The organism is Chthoniobacter flavus Ellin428, from assembly GCF_000173075.1.
GTDB classification, from domain to species: Bacteria; Verrucomicrobiota; Verrucomicrobiia; order Chthoniobacterales; family Chthoniobacteraceae; genus Chthoniobacter; species Chthoniobacter flavus.
The window spans coordinates 139,789-159,577 of record NZ_ABVL01000010.1; the positions used below are offsets into that span (position 1 = coordinate 139,789).

Consider the following 19,789-nt stretch of genomic DNA (forward strand, 5'->3'; position numbering starts at 1 on the left):
GGGGCTGCCTGCGATTTTTTCTGGCGGGAAAGCGGGGGCTTGCCGAATCTCCCGCGTGTTTCAATCCCGTCGCATCGATCTTCTCGTCCTCCTTTTCGTCTGTTTCGCAGCGTTTTGGTGGCGGCTGGGCGCGCTTGGGCTCATCGATCCGGATGAACCTTTCTATGCGCAGACCGCGCGCGAGATGGTGCAGACCCACGACTGGCTTACGCCGCAGATCTATGGCCAGCCGCAGTTTGAAAAGCCGATCTTTTATTACTGGCTGGTTGCGGGTTCGTTTGAACTTTTTGGGGAATCGGAATGGTCGGGACGTGCGCCCACAGGCGTCTTTGCCACGGCGCTGGTGCTGCTCGTCTGGGTTTTTGGCTCCCGTGTCTGGAATGCGCGGTCGGGCTTCCTGGGCGCGCTAGTCCTCGCCACCGGTCTGGAGTTTTGCGTGATGTCGCGGCTCATGCTCACCGATGTGCCGCTGGCCTTTTTCCTCGCCGGTGCGCTCTTTTGCTACTGGATGGCCGGTGAGAAAGAAGAACGCCGCAATTTCTGGATCGCGCTCTCGCTGGCCTGCAACGGCCTCGCCGTGCTGACGAAAGGGCCGATCGGCTCGCTGGTGCCGTGGTTTACCACCTTCGCCTTCGCCTGGCTCGCCGGGCGCAAAACGCTCTATCGCGGTCCCGGCCTTTGGTGGGGGCTCGTCCTCTACGCGGTCATCGTGGTACCGTGGTACTCGGTGATGTTCGCCTGGCACGCCAAGCCGTTCTGGAATGAATTCTTCGTCCGCGACAATTTCCTGCGCCTCATCCGCGCCGAGCACCCGGCGAACAACCACATCTGGTATTACCCCGGCTTGCTGCTCCTCGGCTCGATTCCCTGGATGCCGGCGGTGGTGCTCGCGGTGCGACGCGCCTTCGCTAATTTCCGTGGCGATCCCACGCTGCTTTTCCAATGGTGCTGGCTGCTCACCAGCCTGATCTTCCTCACCCTCGCGCAGTCGAAGCTGCCTTCCTACGCCTTCTATCTCTTCGTCCCGCTGGCGGTGATCGTCGGGCGCACGCTCGACCAGTTGCTCGAGCGCGGTTTTGCCTCGATCGGCGAGCGGCGCATGGTCATCGGACTGGCTATTTTTCAATGCGTGACGGTGCTGGTGCTGGCCTTCGTCAAGGCGGCGAAGGCGTTCACGTTCCCGATTATTCTCGTGGCTATCTGCCTCGCGGTGGCCCTGGTATTCCTGCTGCTGAAGCGCCTGAACATCTGGCTGCTGGCCAGCGCCACGGCCAGCCTCGCGCTCCTCGCCGGTGCGCTTACCCAGGCCCTTTCCGCGGTGGAGGCGGAAAGCTCCGCGAAACCGCTCGCCATGGCCCTGCTCAAGGAGCGGCACGACGACGAACCGCTGGTCAGCGGCAAATTCCTCGTGCGGGGAATCATCTATTATACGCACCTGCCCGTCACCGTGTGGGCCAGTAAGCCGAATCCATTCTGGGCTCCTCACCCGTTGCCGATCATCGTTGGGCAGAAAGGCATGCGTCTCTTCGCCGAGCAACACCCCTCGGCGCTCTGCGGCTTCCGCAAATCCGACTGGTCCTCCGTGGACGAAATCGATGCCTTCGCCGGCCGCGAGGCTTTTGAGCAACTCGGGGAAAACGTCGTCGTCCGCGCCGTGAAGCCACCGGAAAAGCAGAAGTCCGCCCAACGGTAGGGCTTCCCAAAACTTCACTCCCCTTTGAGCAGTTTGGCGAGCAGCGGAACAGCCGTGTCTCCGACCCAGACGTGTCCGCCATCGTGGTGGTGGATTTGCAGGTTCGCCGGCATTCCGGCGGCGTTGTAAGCGCGTTGCAGACGCTCCGCGGCCTTTTCCGCCCAGGCCGGCGGGATGAGAGGATCCCTGCGGCCCACTTCCCAAATGGCCGGGCGTGGCGCGATGAGCGAACCGATTTCCGGAGTGTCGCCATACTTCAGCAGGCCGGGAATGACTTGCGCGCCACAAGCGTAGGCGGACTCCTCGATCCGCTCCTGGAACAGATTGAGCGCGCCGGAGATCACCGCCACGCGGACGCGCGGATCGAGCGCGGTGACCAGCATGGTCATTCGCCCGCCGTAGCTCAGCCCGATGCAGCCGATGCGATCCGGACGCGCATCGTCGCGCGCGCAGGCGTAATCCAGCGCCCATTTAGCGTCGCGCAGATTTTCGCCGATGAGAGTGCGGCCGAGGAATTGGAGACGAATGAATTCCACCCCGCAGGCGTCGGTTTTGCTCGCGCGCAATGCGGGATCGCACCGGCGCCCGAAGGGATTGAAGCACGGCACCACGGCGAGATAGCCCTCGTGCACCATCTGCCGGCCGTAGTCGTAGTTGGACTGGCGGATGGCCTTTTGCCTTTCCGGCGTATCGTCCACGCCGGCCACGGAGTCGTTGCCGAAGTCGCCGTGGCCGTGCAGGCAGAGAAGGATGGGAAAGCGCGTCTGCCCGGCGCGTTTCGGGCGAAGGACGTAGAGAGGAAGGCTCTGCGTGTCAGCGGCTTCGAGCAGCAACTCCTCGCGCGTATAGTCGGGGAATTCGCGCGTCGAAAGAGTTTTGATCGTCCATTGTTTGGGCGGCGTCGAAGGGCCGACCAATTCGTTCAACTTCGCCGCAAAGCTCTGCTGCCACGCGGATAGATCCGCGGGTGTGGAACCATGGAATTGCATGGCCAGGGGCGCGGCCGCTGTCGCGCGGAGGATTTCGTCGTTCGTGGTCGGGACAGCCGCCAGGGCGTCATCGGCCCGGGCCGCGAGAGTGCCCAGCGTGCACAGAGCGGCGATGAGGAGTTTGGTTTGCATTGGGGGGTACCCAAAGGGAGGTTCGCGGACGCGCTTTCCTTTGAGCTTTTCGTAGTTTCCATCCCACCCGAAACCGCCAAAGATTCCCGCAAGCCCGCGCTTGTCGTTTCAAACCCCATGAACTCCCCCCAATTTGCAGGATTCCTCCTGCCGTGGCGGCGTGCCGCCGCTGCCTTTGCGTTCAGCCTCTTCGGCTTGGTGGTATCGAGCCTCGCGGCGGACACCGCGCCTCTCCGGCCGAATTTCATCTTCATCCTCGCCGATGACCTCGGCTGGGGCGACGTCGGCTTCCACCACGGCAACGTTCCGACGCCCAATCTCGACCACCTCGCGGGCGAGGGGCTCGAATTGATGCAGCACTACGTCTACCCGGTCTGCAGCCCCACGCGTTGCGCCTTTCTCAGTGGCCGCTATGCGTCGCGTTTTTCCGTTACCACGCCGCAAAATCCGCGCGCCTTCCGCTGGGACACCGTTACCCTCGCCCGCGCGCTCAAGTCCGTCGGTTACGACACCGCCCTCTGCGGCAAATGGCATCTCGGTTCCAAGCCCGAATGGGGTCCGCAGAAGTTCGGCTTCGATCACAGTTACGGCTCGCTCGCCGGCGGCGTCGGCCCTTGGGATCATCATTACAAAATCGGCGAATTCACCCAGACATGGCACCGCGACGGCAAACTCATCGAGGAGCAGGGCCACGTCACCGACCTGATTACCAAGGAAGCCGTGGAATGGCTCGAGTCTCGCACCGACAAACCATTCTTCCTCTATGTGCCGTTCACCGCCGTGCACATTCCCATACGCGAGCCGGACGAAATCCTCCAGCGCGTTCCCGCATCCATCACGAAACCCAGCCTGCGGCATTACGGCGCCAATGTGATGCACCTCGACGACTCCGTCGGAAAGATTCTCGTCGCGCTGGAAAAGACCGGCAAAGCCGGCAACACGCTGGTCATCTTCGGCAGCGACAACGGAGCCATTCCGGGCGTTGAGAACAATGACCCGCTCTATCCGCCGGATCATTACCCGCCTGGTCCGGCCGGCGGCAGTAACGAACCGCTGCACGGCATGAAAGGCGAAGTCTACGAAGGGGGCATCCACACCGCGGCCGTGGCCCGCTGGCCTGGGCAACTCAAGCCGGGCAAATTCCTCGGTCTCGCGCACATCACCGACTGGATGCCCACGTTCTGTGCGCTGGCCGGTTACAAGCCCGAGAAGGATTTGAAATGGGACGGGCAAAACATCTGGCCGCAACTCACCGGCGCCGAACCCGTCAAGCCACGAACGATTTACGTCGCCGGCCCCGGCTTCCGTTCCAAGGCGTTGCGGGACGGCGATTGGAAGCTGGTCCTCAGCCAGACCAAAGGCAGCAAAAACAGCCCGCCGAAGGTGGAATTGTTTAACATCGGCGCCGATCCCACCGAGCACACTGATGTCGCCGGGCAATTCCCCGACATCGTCGGCCGCCTCCGCATAAAACTCGAGCAAGTCTCCGCCGCCGATCACGACGCCGAGGCGAATGATTGAGGTGCTTTAACCAGTCCGAAGGGATGGGAGGCGCCCTCTCGTCTCCTTGGCGGAAGCGCGGGAGAATGCCGCAGGGGAAGCCGCGGCTCTCAACTATCAACTATCAGCTCTCAACTGTTCCACCGCGCCTCCGCCCAAAAGTTGGCAAGATTTTTACCCCGGGCCGGGTTAGTCTCATATCAATGAAGCTAATCCCCCCGCTGTTCTTCGCCCTCGCCTCTATGGCGGTGGCGGCGACGGATGCCAAACTGCCGCCACCCGCCAACCGTCCGATTGATTTCGAGAAAGAGATCAAACCGCTCTTTGAGGCGGCGTGCATCAAGTGCCATGCGAAGGGCAAGGACAAGGGCGGCTTCTCCCTGGAGACGCGCGATTCCTTTCTCAAAGGCGGCGACACCGGCGCGGCGGCGGTGATCGGCAAGAGCGGAGAGAGCAATATCGTGGAACTCGTGGCCGGGCTCGATCCCGACAGCGTGATGCCGAAGAAAGGTTCGCGCTGGACGGCGGAGCAGGTCGGCATTTTGCGCGCCTGGATCGACCAGGGCGCGTCGTGGCCGAAGGGCATTACTTTCGCCAAGCCGCCGCCGCAGAATCTCAAGCCGCGCGACGTCGCGCTCGCCGAGCGCCCGAGTGTGAACCCCGTCGACAACCTCCTCGCCGGTTACTTCGCGGCCAAAGGCGTCGAATTCCCCACGCCAGTCGAGGACCGCATCTTTGTGCGCCGGGTGTATCTCGATCTCGTCGGCCTGCTGCCTACACCGGAGCAGCTCGAATCCTTTCTCCATGATCCGGCGCCCGACAAGCGCGCCCAGCTCGTCCGCCGGCTCCTCGACGACAAGCGCAACTACGCGGATCACTGGCTCACTTTTTGGAACGACCTGCTGCGCAACGATTACAAGGGCACCGGCTTCATCGATGGCGGCCGCAAACAGATCTCCGGCTGGCTGTACCGGGCGCTGCTCGAGAATATGCCCTACAACCGCTTCGTCGCCGAACTGGTGAACCCGACGACGGCCAGCGAAGGCTTTTCGCGTGGCATCATTTGGCGGGGCACGGTGAACGCCTCAATGCTGCCGCCGATGCAGGCCGCGCAAAACATCTCGCAGGTTTTTCTCGGGGTGAATCTCAAGTGCGCGAGCTGCCACGATAGCTTCGTCAATGACTGGTCGCTGGCCGACGCCTACGGTATGGCCGCCGCGTATTCGGACCAGAAACTCGAGCTGGTGCATTGCGACAAACCGACCGGCAAGATCGCCTCACCGCGCTTCCTTTATCCCGAACTCGGCGCGCTCGACCCGGCGCTGCCCAAGCCCGAACGGTTGCAGCGGCTGGCGGAGATCATCACCAGCCCGAAGGATGGCCGGCTCGCCCGCACGCTGGTCAATCGCCTCTGGTCGCGCCTGCTCGGGCGCGGGCTTGTCGAGCCGCTCGATGACATGGAAAAGCCGGCGTGGAATCGCGATCTGCTCGATTGGCTGGCCGAGGATTTCGCCGCGCACGGCTACGACATCAAGCATACCATCGAGGTGATTGCCACGTCGCGTGCCTACCAGGCGCCGACTGTGGAAGGGCCGGGCGAGAAGGAAGAATACGTCTTTGGCGGCCCGCTCACCCGCCGGCTCGATGCGGAGCAATTCGCCGATGCCATCACCTCGCTGGCGGGTGATTGGGGCCGGCTGCCGTATTCGCTGGAGTTCGATTTCACCGCGGGTGGAATCGTGACCGGCCTGGATATGCCGCAATGGATCTGGACCGACGAACCGGTGCAACTCGGGCCGCAACGCCTGGCGATCAAGGCGGCGAATTCCGCGCTCGCCGAGGCGAAGAAAGCCGCCGCTGCCGCGCAGAAGAAAGCCGGCGAGGCCACGGCACAGGGCAACACGCCCACCGATGAGGTGAAAGCCGAAGTCGATCGCGCCACCGCCGCCGTCGCCGCCGCGCAGGAACGACTGACCGCGGCTGAGCAACCGCGTGAGGCCTCTCCGGGGCCAGTGCTTCCCGAGACGGATCGCCATCGGGTGGTCTTCCGCAAAGCCTTCCATCTCGATGCCTTGCCCGCGGAAGCCTACGGCGCAATCCTCGTGAGCCAGAGTTGGCAGGTGCAGGTGAATGGGCGTGAGGTGAAAGCAAAACAACGCGATGGCTTTCGCAACGGTCGCATCGCGCTGCTCGATCTGCGGCCGATGCTCAAGGTGGGCGACAACGAGATCGTCATTGATGTTTCCAGCCACACCGAAAAGCAGATGAACGACATCGAGCGTTCGAAATATCCCGGCTCGCTCATTCACCTGAACAAGCAGAGCGGCCTCGCCTTTTACGCGCGGCTCGTGCCCGCGAATGGCGGAGCGCCACAGCAGATCGTGACCGATGGCGACTGGCGGGTGCGCCGCGCGCCGGAAGGTCGCTGGGGCGCGGTGGACTATGCGGATGCCGGGTGGGCCCACGCGCAGGCGTTGCCGGCCGGCGTGACGCCGGTGGATGAAGGGCCATCGCTGGAGCCGATTCATCGCGCCGATTTCGCGAACCTGCCCGTGGAACTCGGCTCGCAGCTCATCCCGGTGATCAGCACCGTGGCGCAGCCCGGCCACATCCGCGCATCGCTGCTCGTTTCCGATCCGCTGCAAGTGGCGCTCGATCGCCCGAATCGCGAAGTCGTGATTCCCGAGCGTTCCACCGCGGCCACCACGCTGCAGGCGCTCGAACTGACCAACGGCTCCACGCTCGATGGCCAATTGCGCAAGGCTGCCGCGCGTTTCGCGCCCGAAGCCGTGCGCGATCCGAGTGCTTGGGTCGACCGCATCTATCGCTCCGCTTTCAGCCGTCCGCCGAGCACCGAGGAACGCGCCGTTGCCCTGGAGATGCTCGGTAATCCCGCCACCGCCGACAGCGTCGCCGATTTCCTCTGGGCCATCGTCAACCTGCCGGAGTTTCAACTCATCAACTGACCGCCTCGCTCATGTATATCCGTTCTCATAGCCGCCGCGATTTCCTGAAGACTGCTTCTGCTGCCACCCTCGCCGCACTGACTGCCGGCGCGCCGCGCGTCTTTGCCGAGCCGGAGGAGAAAATCACGCCGACGGCGGATTGTGTCATCGTGTTGTGGATGGCCGGCGGCATGGCGCACACCGAGACGTTCGATCCGAAACGTTACGCGCCGTTTGAAAAGGGCATGGAATCGAAGGGCGTGCTCTCGACGTTCCCGAGCATTCCGACAGCGGTGGATGGCGTCCAGTTTTCGCAAGGACTGGAGCAGATGGCCAGTGTCATGGATCGCGGTACGCTCATCCGCTCGGCCATGGCGGAGGACCTCGGCTTCATCCTGCACTCGCGGCATCAATACAACTGGCACACCGGCTATGTGCCGCCGCAGACGGTGGCCGCGCCGCACCTGGGCGCGTTCATCGCCAGGGCGCTCGGACCGCGCAATCCGGCGGTGCCGCCGTTCATCAATATCGGGCAGCGTTTCGATCTCGGGGAAGGGGAAGAGTTGAAGGCGTTTACCACCGCGGGATTCCTCGGGAATGAATTCGGCCCGTTCAATATTCCGTTTCCGCACGAAGCGGCGCGCGCGGTGCGTCCGCCGGCGGGGATGACGGTGGGTCGCTTTGAAAACCGCGACCGCTTTTACCGGCGATTGCTGGATGCGAGCCCGATCGGGCAGGTAGGCAGCGAGTATCAGAAAGATTCGTTTCTCCGCTCGATGGACAATGCGCACCGGCTGCTCAGTTCGTCGGCAGCCAAAGCATTCGACCTCACGCTCGAGCCCCCGGCGAGCCTCGCGAAGTATGTCCCGGAGGGATTCGATGTAACGAAGATCGATGCGGCGAAGCAAACCCGCGATGGCGATTACGAAGCGGCCACGGTGGGACGTTTCGGGCTCGGTTGTCTGCTCGCACGGCGCCTGGCCGAGGTCGGCGCGCGCTACGTCGAGGTGACCACGGAATACATTCCTTTCCTCAACTGGGACACGCACGAGAACGGCCACACCCGGTTGGTGAACATGAAGAAGATGATCGATGCGCCCATTGCACAGCTCATCCGTGATCTCGAGGAGCGCGGGTTGCTCGATCGCACACTGGTGGTGCTGGCCAGCGAGTTTTCGCGCGACATGATGATCGAGGGCAAGGAAGGCGCCCAGGTGCGGGCGCAATCTCGCGTGCCCGATCGCATCGAGGAACTGAAGTACTACGGCATGCATCGCCATTTCACCGAAGCCGGTTCGGTGCTGATGTGGGGCGGTGGGATGAAGCGCGGCTATGTGCATGGCGCCACTGCGGATGAACGCCCGTGCCGGACGGTGCGCGATCCGGTGACCATCACCGACCTGCACGCCTCCATCTTCCGCGCGGTCGGCATGTCGCCGAAGCTCAGCTACATGATCGAAGAGCGGCCGTTTTACGTGACCAAGGATGGCAAAGGTAAGCCCGTGATGCCGCTCTTTGCGCGAGGGTGAGGGGCGAGGACGCCATTCTGGAAATTATAAGTGGAACGGTTACGCAAAATTGAAGCGCCCACCCGACCACGGGTATTCGAATTGACTTCGTGAGGTTGCGTACCGCAACCATTCGTTTGTTAGTCGAACCATCCACACCTACCTATGAAGCTCTCATTGGCCGCATACAGTTGTCTCCTCGTCGGAATCGTCGCCTGTGCTCCCGTGGGCAAGAAACTGACTGCGAACAGCAGTGCCACCGGACTCGCGCCTGTCGCCGAAGGTCCCAGTGGCGAAGGACCAACCGACATTCTCGCTACGAAGGCCGCCGAAGTGACGGCTGCGCAGCAAGGGAGAACGATCGGTATTTACAACCAAGGCACCGTCACGGTGACCCTCGATGCCGCCCAACAGGATGGGTATCAATGGCGGCTGTCCGAGACTCCCGATCCGACCGTCCTCAAGCTCGTTTCTCAAGACTTCGTTCCACCGGCCTCCGGCACGGGGCGCGGTCAGGAGAAATTTGTCTTCCAAGCGGTTGGTCCCGGCGATGTGAAGATCAAGATGTGGTATGGCAACCTGCGCGTCGCACCGACGATCGGTAATCCGGAGTTCAACTTTATCGCCTCCGTCTCAGACTCCACCGGTCCGCTGCAAAAGACGAAGTTGGAGAGCAAGCCGAAGAAACAGAAGAAGCCCGATATTGCCCAGGCTTTCTAAAGCGGATCGGGCTCAAGCGGTCTGCCCGAGCGTGAAGTAGAAGGTCGCGCCGCGCTCGACCGCGCTCTCTGCCCAGATGCGCCCACCGTGGCGGTGGAAGATGCGCTGGACGGTGGCGAGGCCGACGCCGGTGCCGGGAAATTCGCTGTCCGCATGCAGGCGCTGGAAGACGCCGAAGAGTCGATCGGCATATTGCATGTCGAAGCCCGCGCCGTTGTCGCGAACGTGGTAGACCCACTCGCCGTTGGCGTCGGTGGCGCGGCCGAATTCGATCCGCGCCTCGACGCGCTTGGAGGTGTACTTCCACGCGTTGGAGAGCAGATTCTGCAGCGCGATGCGCATCAGCCCCGGGTCCGCATCAGCCAACATTTTCCCCTCGATGAGCAGCTTCACCTGGGTGCGCGGCGAGGAGGGCGTAGAGCTCGTCGAAAATCTCCCGGGCGAGCGCGGAGAGGTCGATGGTGGAGCGATGCAGCGCGACCCGGCCGAAACTCGCGAGGTTGAGGAGATCCTCGATGAGCTGCCCCATGCGCTTGGTCGAGCCGAGGATGCGGTGGAGGTAATTGAGCGCGGAGCCATCGAGACGATGAGCGTGCTCGGTGAAGAGCAATTGGCCGAAGCCCTCGATCGCCCGCAGCGGCGCGCGGAGATCGTGCGACACGGAATAGGAAAACGACTCGAGATCGCGATTGGCCGCTTCGAGTTCCGCGGTGCGATTGCGGACCGCCTCGTCGAGATTCGCATACATCGTCACGTTCTCGATGGCGATGGAGGTGCTGTCGGCGAGCGTTTGCAGAATGCGCACTTCCTCTTCGGTCGCCAGATGGCGGGTGGCCCAGTAGTTGCCGATCGCACCGATGGGCGACTCGGTGCGGATAGGCACCATGACGAGGCTCTTCACAAATGTCGGCCGGTAGGCGTCGGCCGGAATGCGCGCGTCGGCGTAGATGTCTTCGATGACCGCGGATTGCCGGTTCAGCATCGCCCAGCCGCTGATGCACGCACTCATCGGGAAGCGGCTGCCTTTCCAGAGCGGACTGATCGCGTCTTCGTCGGCGTAAAAGCATTTGTCACCCTCGCGGAGGACAAAGGTCGCGCCATCCGCGCCGGTGAGGTCGCGCGCCGCGCGGCGGACGATCGCCATTACGGTATCGAGAGTGCGGGCCAGGGAAAGCTGCTGGATCACCGAGACGAGTCGGTCGACGACCGGGGAGAGGAGGATGCCGTTTTGCTCCACCTTGGCCAGGGGAGCTTCCATCGCGCGCCGGACGGTCGGAACGAGATCCGTCAGCCGGCTCTTGGGAACGTAATCGGTCGCTCCGGCGGCCTTCAGGCGGTCGACCTGCTCAGGTCGGCGATCGCCGGAGACGAAGATAAAGGGGATACTGTGATCCCGTTCGCGCACCAAGCGGAGGGCGGCCATGCCGTCAAAGCCCGGCACGGCGCTATCGGAAATCACGAGATCGAAGACCGTATTCAGCATCGCCTGGCGAAAGTCCTCGCCGGTCGTCGCAGTGCGGATCTCGCAATCCCACTCCGGAGTCTCCAAGGCAAAGTGGATCAGGTCAGCGTCGTTTTGGTCATCCTCAAGGTGAAGGATGCGAAGATTTTCTCTCATCGGGAAGAATGAAGTCGCCTGTAGACACAGCAGGATGCGGACGAGTTCTTGTAAACAAGGGATGAAATTGAAGAGAGATGATCTTCAAGGTTGTTTAACTAAAGACAACAAAGTGGCGGCGCAAGTCTCGGCGAATATCGGATCGTTGATCGTCGCATCGATTTCCACCACGGGGATGTCCCGGCGCAGGTGCATCTTGATGGCGCCGAACAACGCGGTGTCCGCGGCTGGATCGTGAAAAGGCTGTCCTTCGGCGCTGATCACGCTGATGGCCTTTTTCGGCAGCAAGACGGTCACCGGGCCGACGGATAGGTTTACCTTCTCAGCGAGGATGCGGCCCAGTTCAGCGCATTCCGCGGGGTTGGTGCGCATCAGCGTGGATTGGGGGTTGTGGCGGTAAAAGGTGCGGCCGGCGAATTTGGCGGGCACGGTGTCCGGAGCATGGAAGTTCACCATGTCGAGGCAACCGGGCACGACGATGGCGGGCAGGCCCTTCCGTGCGGCAGCTTCCAATCGGGTCGGGCCGGCGGTGAGGAAGCCGCCCACGAGTTCATCGGCCCATTCGGTGGTCGTGATGTCCAGCACGGCGGTCACCAGTCCGCTTTCGATGAGGGACTCCATGGTACGCCCTCCGGTGCCGGTGGCGTGGAAGACCAGCACTTCGTAACCCGCTGCTTCGAGGGTGGTCTTCGCCTTCTGCACGCACTCGGTGGTGTTGCCAAACATCGAGGCGACGATGATCGGCTTGTCCTGCGCAATGGGTGGTTGGGTTTCGACCATCCCGCAAATCGCCCCCGCGGCGCGGGCGAGGATCTGACGGGAGATGCGATTGAGACCCGCCACGTCCACGATGCTGGGCATCATGACGATGTCTTTGACGTCGACGTAACGCGCGGTATTGCCGCTCGCCAGCGTTGAGACCATGAGCTTGGGAAAGCCCAGCGGCAGCACGCGCATGCCTGCCGTGGCGATGGCGGTGCCGCCGCCGCCGCCGAGCGAGATGACGCCATCGATACGCCCCTCGGCGTGGAGCTTGGAGAGAATGGCCGGCGCGGCTTGCGACATGGCGGCCACGGCCTCACCTCGATCGTGACGCGCGACGAGCGCCGCGAGATCAAGGCCGGCGGCCTTGGCGACTTCTTCACGTGAAATGTCAGGCTGAATCTGCGGCGGCGCAGCGGTGCCGACATCGATCAGCAACGTGCGATGGCCGCGAGCGCGGATTTGCTCGGCGACGAAGCCGTGCTCGGCGCCTTTGGTGTCCATGGTTCCGAGAAGGGCGATGGTAGGCATGGGAGGGAAAGAGTGCGCGTCCTCGGTGGCAGGGAAAGACCGTCGGTGGCAAGCGTGAATGCGCGGAAGGTGGATTCGAGGAGGGAAGAGGTGGAGTCAGGATAGGAAATGGACTTCGACAGAAATCGGGTCGACACTGACACTACTCCGATGCCTGTGCTTTCCGCCCCTCGTCGCTTTGTCGCTGCCTCCGAAGTCGAAGTCGAACGTCTCGAAGGCAAGACGCATCATTGGTATTTCAAAGATGGACTTGGTGATGCGGAGTCGCTCGTTTTCGTGCGCGCTCGCATCGAGCCCGGCGCGGGACATCCGTTTCACACGCATCCCGAAATGGACGAGATTATTTACGTGCTCGAGGGTTCGATGACGCAATGGCTGGAGCACGAAAAGCGCGAGCTGCGTCCGGGCGACAGCATCTACATTCCCCGCGGTTTCGTGCATGGCTGCATCAATCGCTCGACGGCGGAGTGCGAGTTTCTGGCCATCCTGTCGCCGGCGAAGATCAACGGGCCATTCGCCGTCGATGTCTCCGGCGAGGAGCCGTGGTGCTCGCTGGCGGAAAGCTGAGCCGGCTATCGGAGAACGATAGGGAAGCGGCCACGGATTGCATGGATGACACGGATTGAAAAATCCGATGCGCCGCGTTCCTCAATCCGTGCAATCCGCGAAATTCGCGGACAGAAATTCTCTGCTGCACGGTGTCGCCAGACCGTTGATGAGGAAACCTTAACGCTGTCTTCATCGGGTTCGCATTTTGGTTCCGTCCATTCTCATGCCGGGATCAATGACTCGAAATAGTCGCACTTGGGAATCACCGACCGGCGCAGGTGCGGCCGGGCATACAGACCATGCAAATGGACGTACGCCCTAAACAGCAACCAACATCACTCCGCGGAGACGCGGAGGCAGGACCGGCCAGGCCGGTCGGCAAACCAAAAAATCGCAGCAATGAAAATATTTAAAACACTGGCAGTGTGCGGGATGGTGGCCGGAGCATTGGCTCTTACGAATTCAGCCCAGGCCCATGGGGGACACGGTGGAGGAGGACATGGGGGTGGGGGACATTGGGGTGGAGGCGGTGGCCATTGGGGCGGCCATCACGGTGGGGGTGGCGGCTGGCATCACGGCGGCTGGGGACACGGCTACTACGGCGGTTATTACGGCGGCCCGTATGTCAACTACTACGCCCCCTACTCCTACTACGACGACGATCCATATTACGACGGCTACCCCTACTACAGCTACTCCTACGGATCTCCGTTTGCGCTCAGCTTCGGCTTCGGCGGCCACGGGCACTATTGGCACGGCGGACACTATGGGCATGGCGGCTACTATCACCGCGGCCATCATCGCTAATTTCGCAATTCGTTCGGTTGGCGCGGGGTGACCACAGGTCACCCCGCTTCCTTGCGGCCGATATTCCCGTCTCTTCTCAATCCGTGAAATCCGCGTAAATCCCTGGTCAAAACCTCTCCGGATTTCCCTGGGTCGCACCGTCGGTAACGAGGTGACTTTCCCAGCACAGCGTTTTTCAGAACGTCGATGAAAAAACCTTAACACTATCTTCATCGAATTCGCATCTTGGTTCCGTCCATTCTTATACCGGGGTCAATGATTCGAAAAATGGTCGCACTTGGGAATCACCGAGCCGGCACAGGCGCGGCCGAACGCGCGGGCCATGTAAATGGCGTGCGCGCTCTGGACAGCAACTAACATCCCTCCGCGGAAAGGCGGAGACGCGGCCGGCCATGCCGGCGGTAAACTGAAAATTGGAGCAATGAAATCATTTAAAACATTAGCAGTCTGCGGCGTGGCGGCCGTGGCCCTCGCATTTACGAATTCCGCTCAAGCCCGTGGGCATGGTGGCGGTCACCATGGAGGCGGGCATCACGGCGGACATCATCATGGTGGCGGAGGCTGGAGCCATCGCGGAGGCTGGGGTGGCGGCCATTACTATGGCTGGCATCATCATCACCACCATTACTACGGCGGTAGCTATTACACCTACGACTACCCGTACTACGATGAGCCGTACTATTACAACGACTACCCTTACTATTCCTATTCCTACGGAGTTCCGTTTGGGTTGAGCTTCGCCTTTGGCGGCCACGGCTGGCACGGGCACCATTGGCACCACGGTCACTGGCATCACCGCTAATCTCGCATCGATTGGCACAGGGTGACCACCGGGTCACCCTGTTTGCCGTACGCGGTCTAGCGCCAATGATGCCAGCGACCGCCACCGACGACCACGGACACACCCCCGTACGGATAATAGTAGGGGTACGGCGCGTAGTATGGGCCGTAGGGACCGTAATTGTCGTAATACGGATACGCCCCGTAAACGTGCGGACGCTGATCCGGCGCGTAGTTGCCGGCAAAGTCATCCGACGCGGCGAACAACGCATCCATCACCGGACGGCTGACATGCGCGGCTTGGAGCCGTTTCACGTCGTCGCGATTGAGGATGTAGTCGACTCCGGCATCATCGATCTGCCGGATAATGAAGTCATCCGGCACTCCGCGATGGGTCAGTTCGATGATATCCCGCGGTGTGAGCACGCGTCCGCTCTCCATTTTTCCGACCACCGCGGGCGAGACCCCATGCTGACGGATCTGGCTCATCTCCGTGTTGGAGAAAGTGGCGCAGCCGGTAAAGCAAGTGGCGAGAACGACAGAAGCGAGGAGGGGACGAAGATTCATGAAAATGGGAAGGCGGTGGGAATACGTTCCCACCGCCTCCGGTGTTCGGCAAGTCCGGGCCGATTAAGGTTTCTTCAACGAGGACAGATATTCCACGAGGTCGACGAGATCCTGCTGGCTGAGGGCCTGGTTGAGGCCGCTGGGCATCATCGACGTCGGCAGTTTTTCTCGCTTCTTGATGTCGCGCTTGGCGAACTTGTTCGTCGCGCCGCCAGGCAGTGCGAGGACGAGTTCTTCATTGGTGTCGCTGCGCACGATGCCAATCGCCACCGTGCCATCCTTCGTCTCCAACTGCGTGGTCTCGAAGCCCATCGAGATGCTGGCATTCGGGTTGATGATCGCGTCGTAGATGGCTTCCTTCGGCAGCTTCGAGCCGATCTCGCTCAGCGCGGGTGCGAAGTCCACGCCCTTGTCGTTGATGCGATGGCAGGTGACGCACGAGCTTTCGGCGCGTTCGAAGAGATGTTTGCCGTGCGCGGCGTCGCCCTTGATTTTCACGAGCTCCGCGATGGGCGGCAATGCTTGCCCACCGAGCGCCGCCGGAGCGGGGAAGAGCTGCGCGATATCCGCCTTGAGCGACGGATACTGCACGAGGTTCAGCGCCGTGGTGGCCGCGCTCTTGAGATCGGCTGGCAACTCGTTGTTGCGCGCGAGCTGCAGGATCGTCTCCGCGCCGGTCTGGCTGCGGGCCAGCGCCTGCACGGCCGCGGTGCGGCGCGGGAGCGGATTCTCCGCCTTGGTCGCGAGGGTGCGCAGCGCGTGGATCGTGCGCTGATTGCTCGAGGTGCCGAGCAGCGTCACGAGCTTGTCGGCTTGCGGGCCAGCCAGCGCGGCGTCGAGGAGTTGGCCGCTGTTCGGTTCTTCGAGCACGAGCTTGAGGCCATCATTGGCCAGCGGATCGTTGACATTGGCGAGCGCGGCATCGAGCACCGCCTGGCCTTGGTTCTTGAGATGAAAGTCGCGCACGATCTCGATGAAGCGCGGCGTGCCTTTCGACGCGGCGAGCGACTTGTCGAGCGCGGCCTTCACTTCGGGATTGCTCCCAAGGTCCAGACTCTTCAAGCGCGTGAGCGCTTCGGTGGCGAGACCGTTGGGATCATTGGTGAGGCTGGTGAGCTGGACGAGCGCCTGGGTCTTCTCCGGCGCGTTCGGCAGGAAGTCGAACGAGCGCATAAAGCGCGGTTTGTCGTCCGCGGCTACATCGCGATCTTCGATGATCCTGGCGAGATAACCGGCGGCCTTTGCGCTGCGCATGCGCCAGATGATGTCGCGTCCGGCAGGCGTGTTCCAATCGTTGCCCACCGCGGCGAGCCAGGCGTTGAAATACTCGTCCTCGTGGCCGGTGGCGGCGATGCCGAGCGCCTCGAGGTACCAGCGGTCCTTGCCATCGTGTTGTCTGGCTAGCGCCACCCACAGTGGAGTGAAGTCGCGCTTGCCGCGCAGCGAAAGCGCGACCTCGCGGCGCACCTGAGGGGTGTCCTTGAGCAACGCGTCATAGAGAGCGTGATCTTCTTCCAGCGCCTTGGCGTGCAAGCCGCCGGTGGTGGCGAGTTCGCGCACGAGACGAATGGCGGCGATGCGCACATTCGCGTCGCTGTCCTTCAAGCCCATGGTGAGCGCGGGAATTTCATTGCCCGCGATGTGCGCGAGCACGCTGATCGCCCGGGCCCGGAAGCGCGGGTTTTCATTCTTCGCCAGCTTCTCGAGCTCCGGCTTCGCGGCGTCGCCGAGATCGTGCAGCGCGTGCCAGGCGACATATTGGGTCACCTTGTTCGGCGATTGCAGAGCCGCCACCGCACCGGCAGCGGTGGTGAAATCGACCGCCGGCACCTGCGGCTTGGCGCCGTCCCTGGCTACGCGATAGACGCGGCCCATGATGCGGCCCGCGTCGTGATCGGCCATGCCGTGGCCGCCGACCCCGGCGTCGTACCAATCCGCGACGTACAGCGAGCCATCGGGCGCGACGCCCACGTCCGCCGGGCGATACCAATTGTCGGTCGAAGTGAGGATATCCACCATCGAGGCCTTGTAACCCGCGCCGTCATTTTCCACCGGATAAGCGCGCACCGTGCGCGGACCGGCGTCACAATGGATGAGTTGGTTGGTGAATTGCGGGCCGAGCGCGGTGCCTTCATTCACGAGGATGCCCGTGGGCGAACCGGCGCCGGTCTGGAGCAGATTTGGGATCGAGCCCGGATCATTCTGGTGCCAGTGGCGGCGCGGGATTTCCTTCTCGATATTCACGCGCGGCGTCTGCCACGCGCTGCCGGTCATCTCGTCGCTGTAACCGTAGTTGCCGTACTGCATCACGTAATTGATGCGCACGCCCTTGTTGCCGTCGTCGTCGTTGTCGCTCTGCCACATCGTGCCGAACGAGTCGACGCACACTTCGTAGTTGTTGCGGAAGTTCCAGGCGAGGGTCTCGATGTTCTTGAGCTTGCCGTCGATGAGATCGCCGCGAAAGACCATGCCCTGGCGGTACGGCTTGCCATCGTTGGTGACACGATTGCCCGCCACGTCGACCACGAGCGAGCCGTCGGGCCACTTCAACTCGCGTCCTTCGTTGCCCATGTTGAAGTAGAGCTTGCCGTCCTCGCCGAAGCTAAAGGCGTGGATCTGGTGGTCGTGATTCCAGTTGCCGCCAACGGTCATGAGAATCTCCGCCTTGTCCGCGTGATCGTTGCCCTGCGTGTCGGTGAGCAGCCAGATATTCGGCGCCGCGCTGACGATGACCTGAGTGCCCTTCTTCGCGCCGCCCGGCCCGGGCAACACGCAGATGCCGAGCGGATTCGTCAGGCGCGGATCTTGAAAGAACGTCGTCTCCTTGTCGGCAACGCCGTCGCCGTTCGTGTCTTCGAGAATGACCACGCGATCACCGCCGGTGCGGAGGTCGCTGTATTTGCGATAGTTCACACACTCGGTGGCCCAGACGCGGCCGCGATGATCGATGTCGATATTCGTCGGGTTCTGGATCATCGGCTCCGCAGCGAAGAGCGAAGCCTTCAGCCCGGGAGCGGTGGTGAAGGCGGACATATTCGCCAGCGCTTTGTCGAAGCCGTAACGATCCTGGGGCGTCGCGCTGCTCGAATTGGCGAGCACTTTCTCACCGGGATTCTCGGTGTAGACGTGGAAATTGACCGTCGCGCCATTGCTCTGGCTGGTGCCGCCATCGTCAATGGCGCCGCGGCTTTCAAAGCTGACCACGCCGGCGGGTAGATCGTAGGCCACCATCGAGGGAGCATGCGCGCCGAGGCCGTAAGCCACCGATTGACCGCCGACCTTGATCCGCTGCCCGGCTGGATTTTTGTTCACCGCGAGCGAATTCCAGCCGACTTTGGAGGACTTCGGGGTCAGTTCGGTGAGCTTGATCGTCTGGCCATCGGCGGTGTGCAGCGTGGGTTCGAGCCACTCCGCCCAATCGGCGGCCATGCCATCGCCGCCGTCGGTCACCACGAGATAGAGTTCCTTCGCGCCCTTCAGGTCCACCTTGATGCTGACCGGCTTGTCGTGCACGAGCGGCGAGCTGTAGATCGGCTTTGCGCTGGCATTGCCGGGCGCCGCGGGAGCAGGTGCTGCCGGTTTAGCCGGAGCAGGCGCTGGCTTGCGCGGCGGCTTGGAATCGAGATTCGCGGCGAGTTCTTCCTCGGTGACGTGCGAGTCCACGCCATTTGCCGGGACGTCCACTTTCGCCGTCCAGAGGATGGCATTCAGCACCAACTTGCGCTGGTTGTCGTTGCCCCAGTTCTTGTGGAAATGGCCGCCGGTGAAACCAAAGCCGCGCCCGCCATCCGGGCGCTCAAAGGCCCACGCGGTAGTCTGCGGTTTGTGCGCCGCGACCTCAGCGCGCACGGTCGTGTTGCCTTCGTGCGGACCGTCCTTGCGGTCCATCGTCGACTCCGGCGGCACGGCGCTGAGGATGTGCGTGAGCTTGCCGTCCTTGTCGTTGAAACGCATGTGAAAGTACCACTCATCGAGCGTGGAGAAGGGCTTCACGCCATTGCTGATCGGGTGCTTCGGCAGCTCCTTATAATCCGCCAGCCAGTGCGGGTTCACCGACCAGTTCGCTTCGAAATAGCCGCCCATCCAGGCGAGCGCTTCCGGGCCGCCTTTGTCCGCTGGGAATTCGACCGCGTAGTGCAGGCACACGAAACCACACCCGCGCTTCATCTCCTTGGCGACCTGTTCGAGATGATCGTCCTTGAGCAGGAAATGCCCCGGGCCGCCATCGGCATAGAAGACAATCGTGTCGGCCTGCGAGAGCTCATCGGCATTCGGCCAATCGGCGTTGAGGTGCACCTTGGTGACGACATTGGGCGCACCCTCATAGAGGCACTTGGAAAGGAGCTTTACGCCCGCGTTGTGTTCGTGTTCGCCGGGGCCGTGCGACGGCTTGCCCGCGAGGAAGAGCACACAGGGTTTGCCGTCCGGCGTTTTGGCATAAGCCGTGACGCCCAGAGACAGGAAGGCGGCGAAGAGGAGACGGGTGGATGTTTTCATGAAGGAGAAATCAGAAATGATCCTACGAAAAAAATCGCGGATGCCCGGAGAAGAAGACCGCGGCGGCCAGTTTCTTAGTCGCATAGATGGGTGACAGGAATTCGGAACGGGGGATGGGGGACCGACCAGCTGGGCATGGGCAGCCTGAGTCTGACAGGTGGGAAGCCAATCCGTTCGTCAATCGGGGGTGT

At 62.4% G+C, this 19,789-nt stretch carries 14 protein-coding genes; 8 read left to right on the plus strand and 6 right to left on the minus strand.

Translation table 11 applies throughout. The features are described from left to right. Nucleotides 1–55: 55 nt before the first annotated feature. The gene (locus CFE428DRAFT_RS17280) at nucleotides 56–1,693 is read left to right on the plus strand and encodes an ArnT family glycosyltransferase (protein ID WP_006980901.1); all 1,638 of its coding nucleotides are present in this window, start codon (nucleotides 56–58) and stop codon (nucleotides 1,691–1,693) included. A gap of 14 nt (nucleotides 1,694–1,707) precedes the next feature. On the opposite strand, the gene CFE428DRAFT_RS17285 is transcribed toward CFE428DRAFT_RS17280, so the two are convergent. Beyond that, nucleotides 1,708–2,814, minus strand: a complete 1,107-nt coding sequence (locus tag CFE428DRAFT_RS17285; RefSeq protein WP_006980902.1) for a dienelactone hydrolase family protein — start codon at nucleotides 2,812–2,814, stop codon at nucleotides 1,708–1,710. 117 nt (nucleotides 2,815–2,931) lie between these two features. On the opposite strand from CFE428DRAFT_RS17285, the gene CFE428DRAFT_RS17290 reads away from it, so the two are divergent. The 4 genes from CFE428DRAFT_RS17290 (at nucleotide 2,932) to CFE428DRAFT_RS17305 (ending at nucleotide 9,487) form a co-directional block, all read left to right on the plus strand. Continuing rightward, complete coding sequence (locus CFE428DRAFT_RS17290; RefSeq protein ID WP_006980903.1) at nucleotides 2,932–4,335, plus strand: sulfatase-like hydrolase/transferase; 1,404 nt, start codon at nucleotides 2,932–2,934, stop codon at nucleotides 4,333–4,335. Nucleotides 4,336–4,517: 182 nt separating this feature from the next. Beyond that, nucleotides 4,518–7,280: a DUF1549 domain-containing protein gene (locus tag CFE428DRAFT_RS33910; protein ID WP_049975673.1), complete on the plus strand. Its 2,763-nt coding sequence runs from the start codon at nucleotides 4,518–4,520 to the stop codon at nucleotides 7,278–7,280. An 11-nt stretch (nucleotides 7,281–7,291) separates the two neighbouring features. Continuing rightward, entirely contained in the window at nucleotides 7,292–8,788 is a 1,497-nt protein-coding gene (locus tag CFE428DRAFT_RS17300; protein WP_006980905.1) for a DUF1501 domain-containing protein, read from the plus strand. 144 nt (nucleotides 8,789–8,932) lie between these two features. Beyond that, the gene (locus tag CFE428DRAFT_RS17305) at nucleotides 8,933–9,487 is read left to right on the plus strand and encodes a protease inhibitor I42 family protein (protein WP_006980906.1); all 555 of its coding nucleotides are present in this window, start codon (nucleotides 8,933–8,935) and stop codon (nucleotides 9,485–9,487) included. 12 nt (nucleotides 9,488–9,499) lie between these two features. On the opposite strand, the gene CFE428DRAFT_RS38960 is transcribed toward CFE428DRAFT_RS17305, so the two are convergent. From CFE428DRAFT_RS38960 to CFE428DRAFT_RS17315, 3 genes are all read right to left on the minus strand, one after another. Then, the gene (locus CFE428DRAFT_RS38960; protein WP_006980907.1) at nucleotides 9,500–9,880 is read right to left on the minus strand and encodes a sensor histidine kinase; all 381 of its coding nucleotides are present in this window, start codon (nucleotides 9,878–9,880) and stop codon (nucleotides 9,500–9,502) included. Continuing rightward, the gene (locus tag CFE428DRAFT_RS17310; RefSeq protein ID WP_006980908.1) at nucleotides 9,846–11,105 is read right to left on the minus strand and encodes a response regulator; all 1,260 of its coding nucleotides are present in this window, start codon (nucleotides 11,103–11,105) and stop codon (nucleotides 9,846–9,848) included. Before CFE428DRAFT_RS17310 ends, CFE428DRAFT_RS38960 begins: the two co-directional genes overlap by 35 nt. An 84-nt stretch (nucleotides 11,106–11,189) precedes the next feature. Next, complete coding sequence (locus tag CFE428DRAFT_RS17315; protein ID WP_006980909.1) at nucleotides 11,190–12,398, minus strand: Tm-1-like ATP-binding domain-containing protein; 1,209 nt, start codon at nucleotides 12,396–12,398, stop codon at nucleotides 11,190–11,192. Nucleotides 12,399–12,548: 150 nt separating this feature from the next. Here CFE428DRAFT_RS17315 and CFE428DRAFT_RS17320 point away from each other — a divergent pair, with 150 nt between their 5' ends. The 3 genes from CFE428DRAFT_RS17320 (at nucleotide 12,549) to CFE428DRAFT_RS35820 (ending at nucleotide 14,556) form a co-directional block, all read left to right on the plus strand. Then, nucleotides 12,549–12,965 carry a cupin domain-containing protein gene (locus CFE428DRAFT_RS17320; protein ID WP_157447558.1) on the plus strand — a complete coding sequence of 139 codons (417 nt, stop codon included), beginning with the start codon at nucleotides 12,549–12,551 and terminating at the stop codon, nucleotides 12,963–12,965. A gap of 381 nt (nucleotides 12,966–13,346) precedes the next feature. Continuing rightward, on the plus strand, nucleotides 13,347–13,754 hold the full coding sequence (locus tag CFE428DRAFT_RS17325) for a hypothetical protein (protein ID WP_131989300.1): 408 nt from the start codon (nucleotides 13,347–13,349) through the stop codon (nucleotides 13,752–13,754). 421 nt (nucleotides 13,755–14,175) lie between these two features. Beyond that, entirely contained in the window at nucleotides 14,176–14,556 is a 381-nt protein-coding gene (locus CFE428DRAFT_RS35820; protein WP_006980913.1) for a hypothetical protein, read from the plus strand. A 56-nt stretch (nucleotides 14,557–14,612) separates the two neighbouring features. Here CFE428DRAFT_RS35820 and CFE428DRAFT_RS17335 read toward each other — a convergent pair whose 3' ends face one another. Together CFE428DRAFT_RS17335 and CFE428DRAFT_RS17340 are read right to left on the minus strand one after the other, a co-directional pair. After that, nucleotides 14,613–15,101, minus strand: coding sequence for a hypothetical protein (locus tag CFE428DRAFT_RS17335; protein ID WP_006980914.1), 489 nt, complete (start codon nucleotides 15,099–15,101; stop codon nucleotides 14,613–14,615). Between the two features lie 63 nt (nucleotides 15,102–15,164). Continuing rightward, nucleotides 15,165–19,598: a PVC-type heme-binding CxxCH protein gene (locus CFE428DRAFT_RS17340; protein WP_006980915.1), complete on the minus strand. Its 4,434-nt coding sequence runs from the start codon at nucleotides 19,596–19,598 to the stop codon at nucleotides 15,165–15,167. Between the last annotated feature and the right edge of the window lie 191 nt (nucleotides 19,599–19,789).

Excerpts from the sequence above, each read along its gene's own strand:
- CFE428DRAFT_RS17285 (WP_006980902.1), bottom strand. The coding sequence starts at position 2,814 with ATGCAAACCAAACTCCTCATCGCCGCTCTGTGCACGCTGGGCACTCTC.
- CFE428DRAFT_RS17290 (WP_006980903.1), top strand. The coding sequence starts at position 2,932 with ATGAACTCCCCCCAATTTGCAGGATTCCTCCTGCCGTGGCGGCGTGCC.
- CFE428DRAFT_RS33910 (WP_049975673.1), top strand. The coding sequence starts at position 4,518 with ATGAAGCTAATCCCCCCGCTGTTCTTCGCCCTCGCCTCTATGGCGGTG.
- CFE428DRAFT_RS17300 (WP_006980905.1), top strand. The coding sequence starts at position 7,292 with ATGTATATCCGTTCTCATAGCCGCCGCGATTTCCTGAAGACTGCTTCT.
- CFE428DRAFT_RS17305 (WP_006980906.1), top strand. The coding sequence starts at position 8,933 with ATGAAGCTCTCATTGGCCGCATACAGTTGTCTCCTCGTCGGAATCGTC.
- CFE428DRAFT_RS17310 (WP_006980908.1), bottom strand. The coding sequence starts at position 11,105 with ATGAGAGAAAATCTTCGCATCCTTCACCTTGAGGATGACCAAAACGAC.
- CFE428DRAFT_RS17315 (WP_006980909.1), bottom strand. The coding sequence starts at position 12,398 with ATGCCTACCATCGCCCTTCTCGGAACCATGGACACCAAAGGCGCCGAG.
- CFE428DRAFT_RS17320 (WP_157447558.1), top strand. The coding sequence starts at position 12,549 with ATGCCTGTGCTTTCCGCCCCTCGTCGCTTTGTCGCTGCCTCCGAAGTC.
- CFE428DRAFT_RS17325 (WP_131989300.1), top strand. The coding sequence starts at position 13,347 with ATGAAAATATTTAAAACACTGGCAGTGTGCGGGATGGTGGCCGGAGCA.
- CFE428DRAFT_RS35820 (WP_006980913.1), top strand. The coding sequence starts at position 14,176 with ATGAAATCATTTAAAACATTAGCAGTCTGCGGCGTGGCGGCCGTGGCC.
- CFE428DRAFT_RS17335 (WP_006980914.1), bottom strand. The coding sequence starts at position 15,101 with ATGAATCTTCGTCCCCTCCTCGCTTCTGTCGTTCTCGCCACTTGCTTT.
- CFE428DRAFT_RS17340 (WP_006980915.1), bottom strand. The coding sequence starts at position 19,598 with ATGAAAACATCCACCCGTCTCCTCTTCGCCGCCTTCCTGTCTCTGGGC.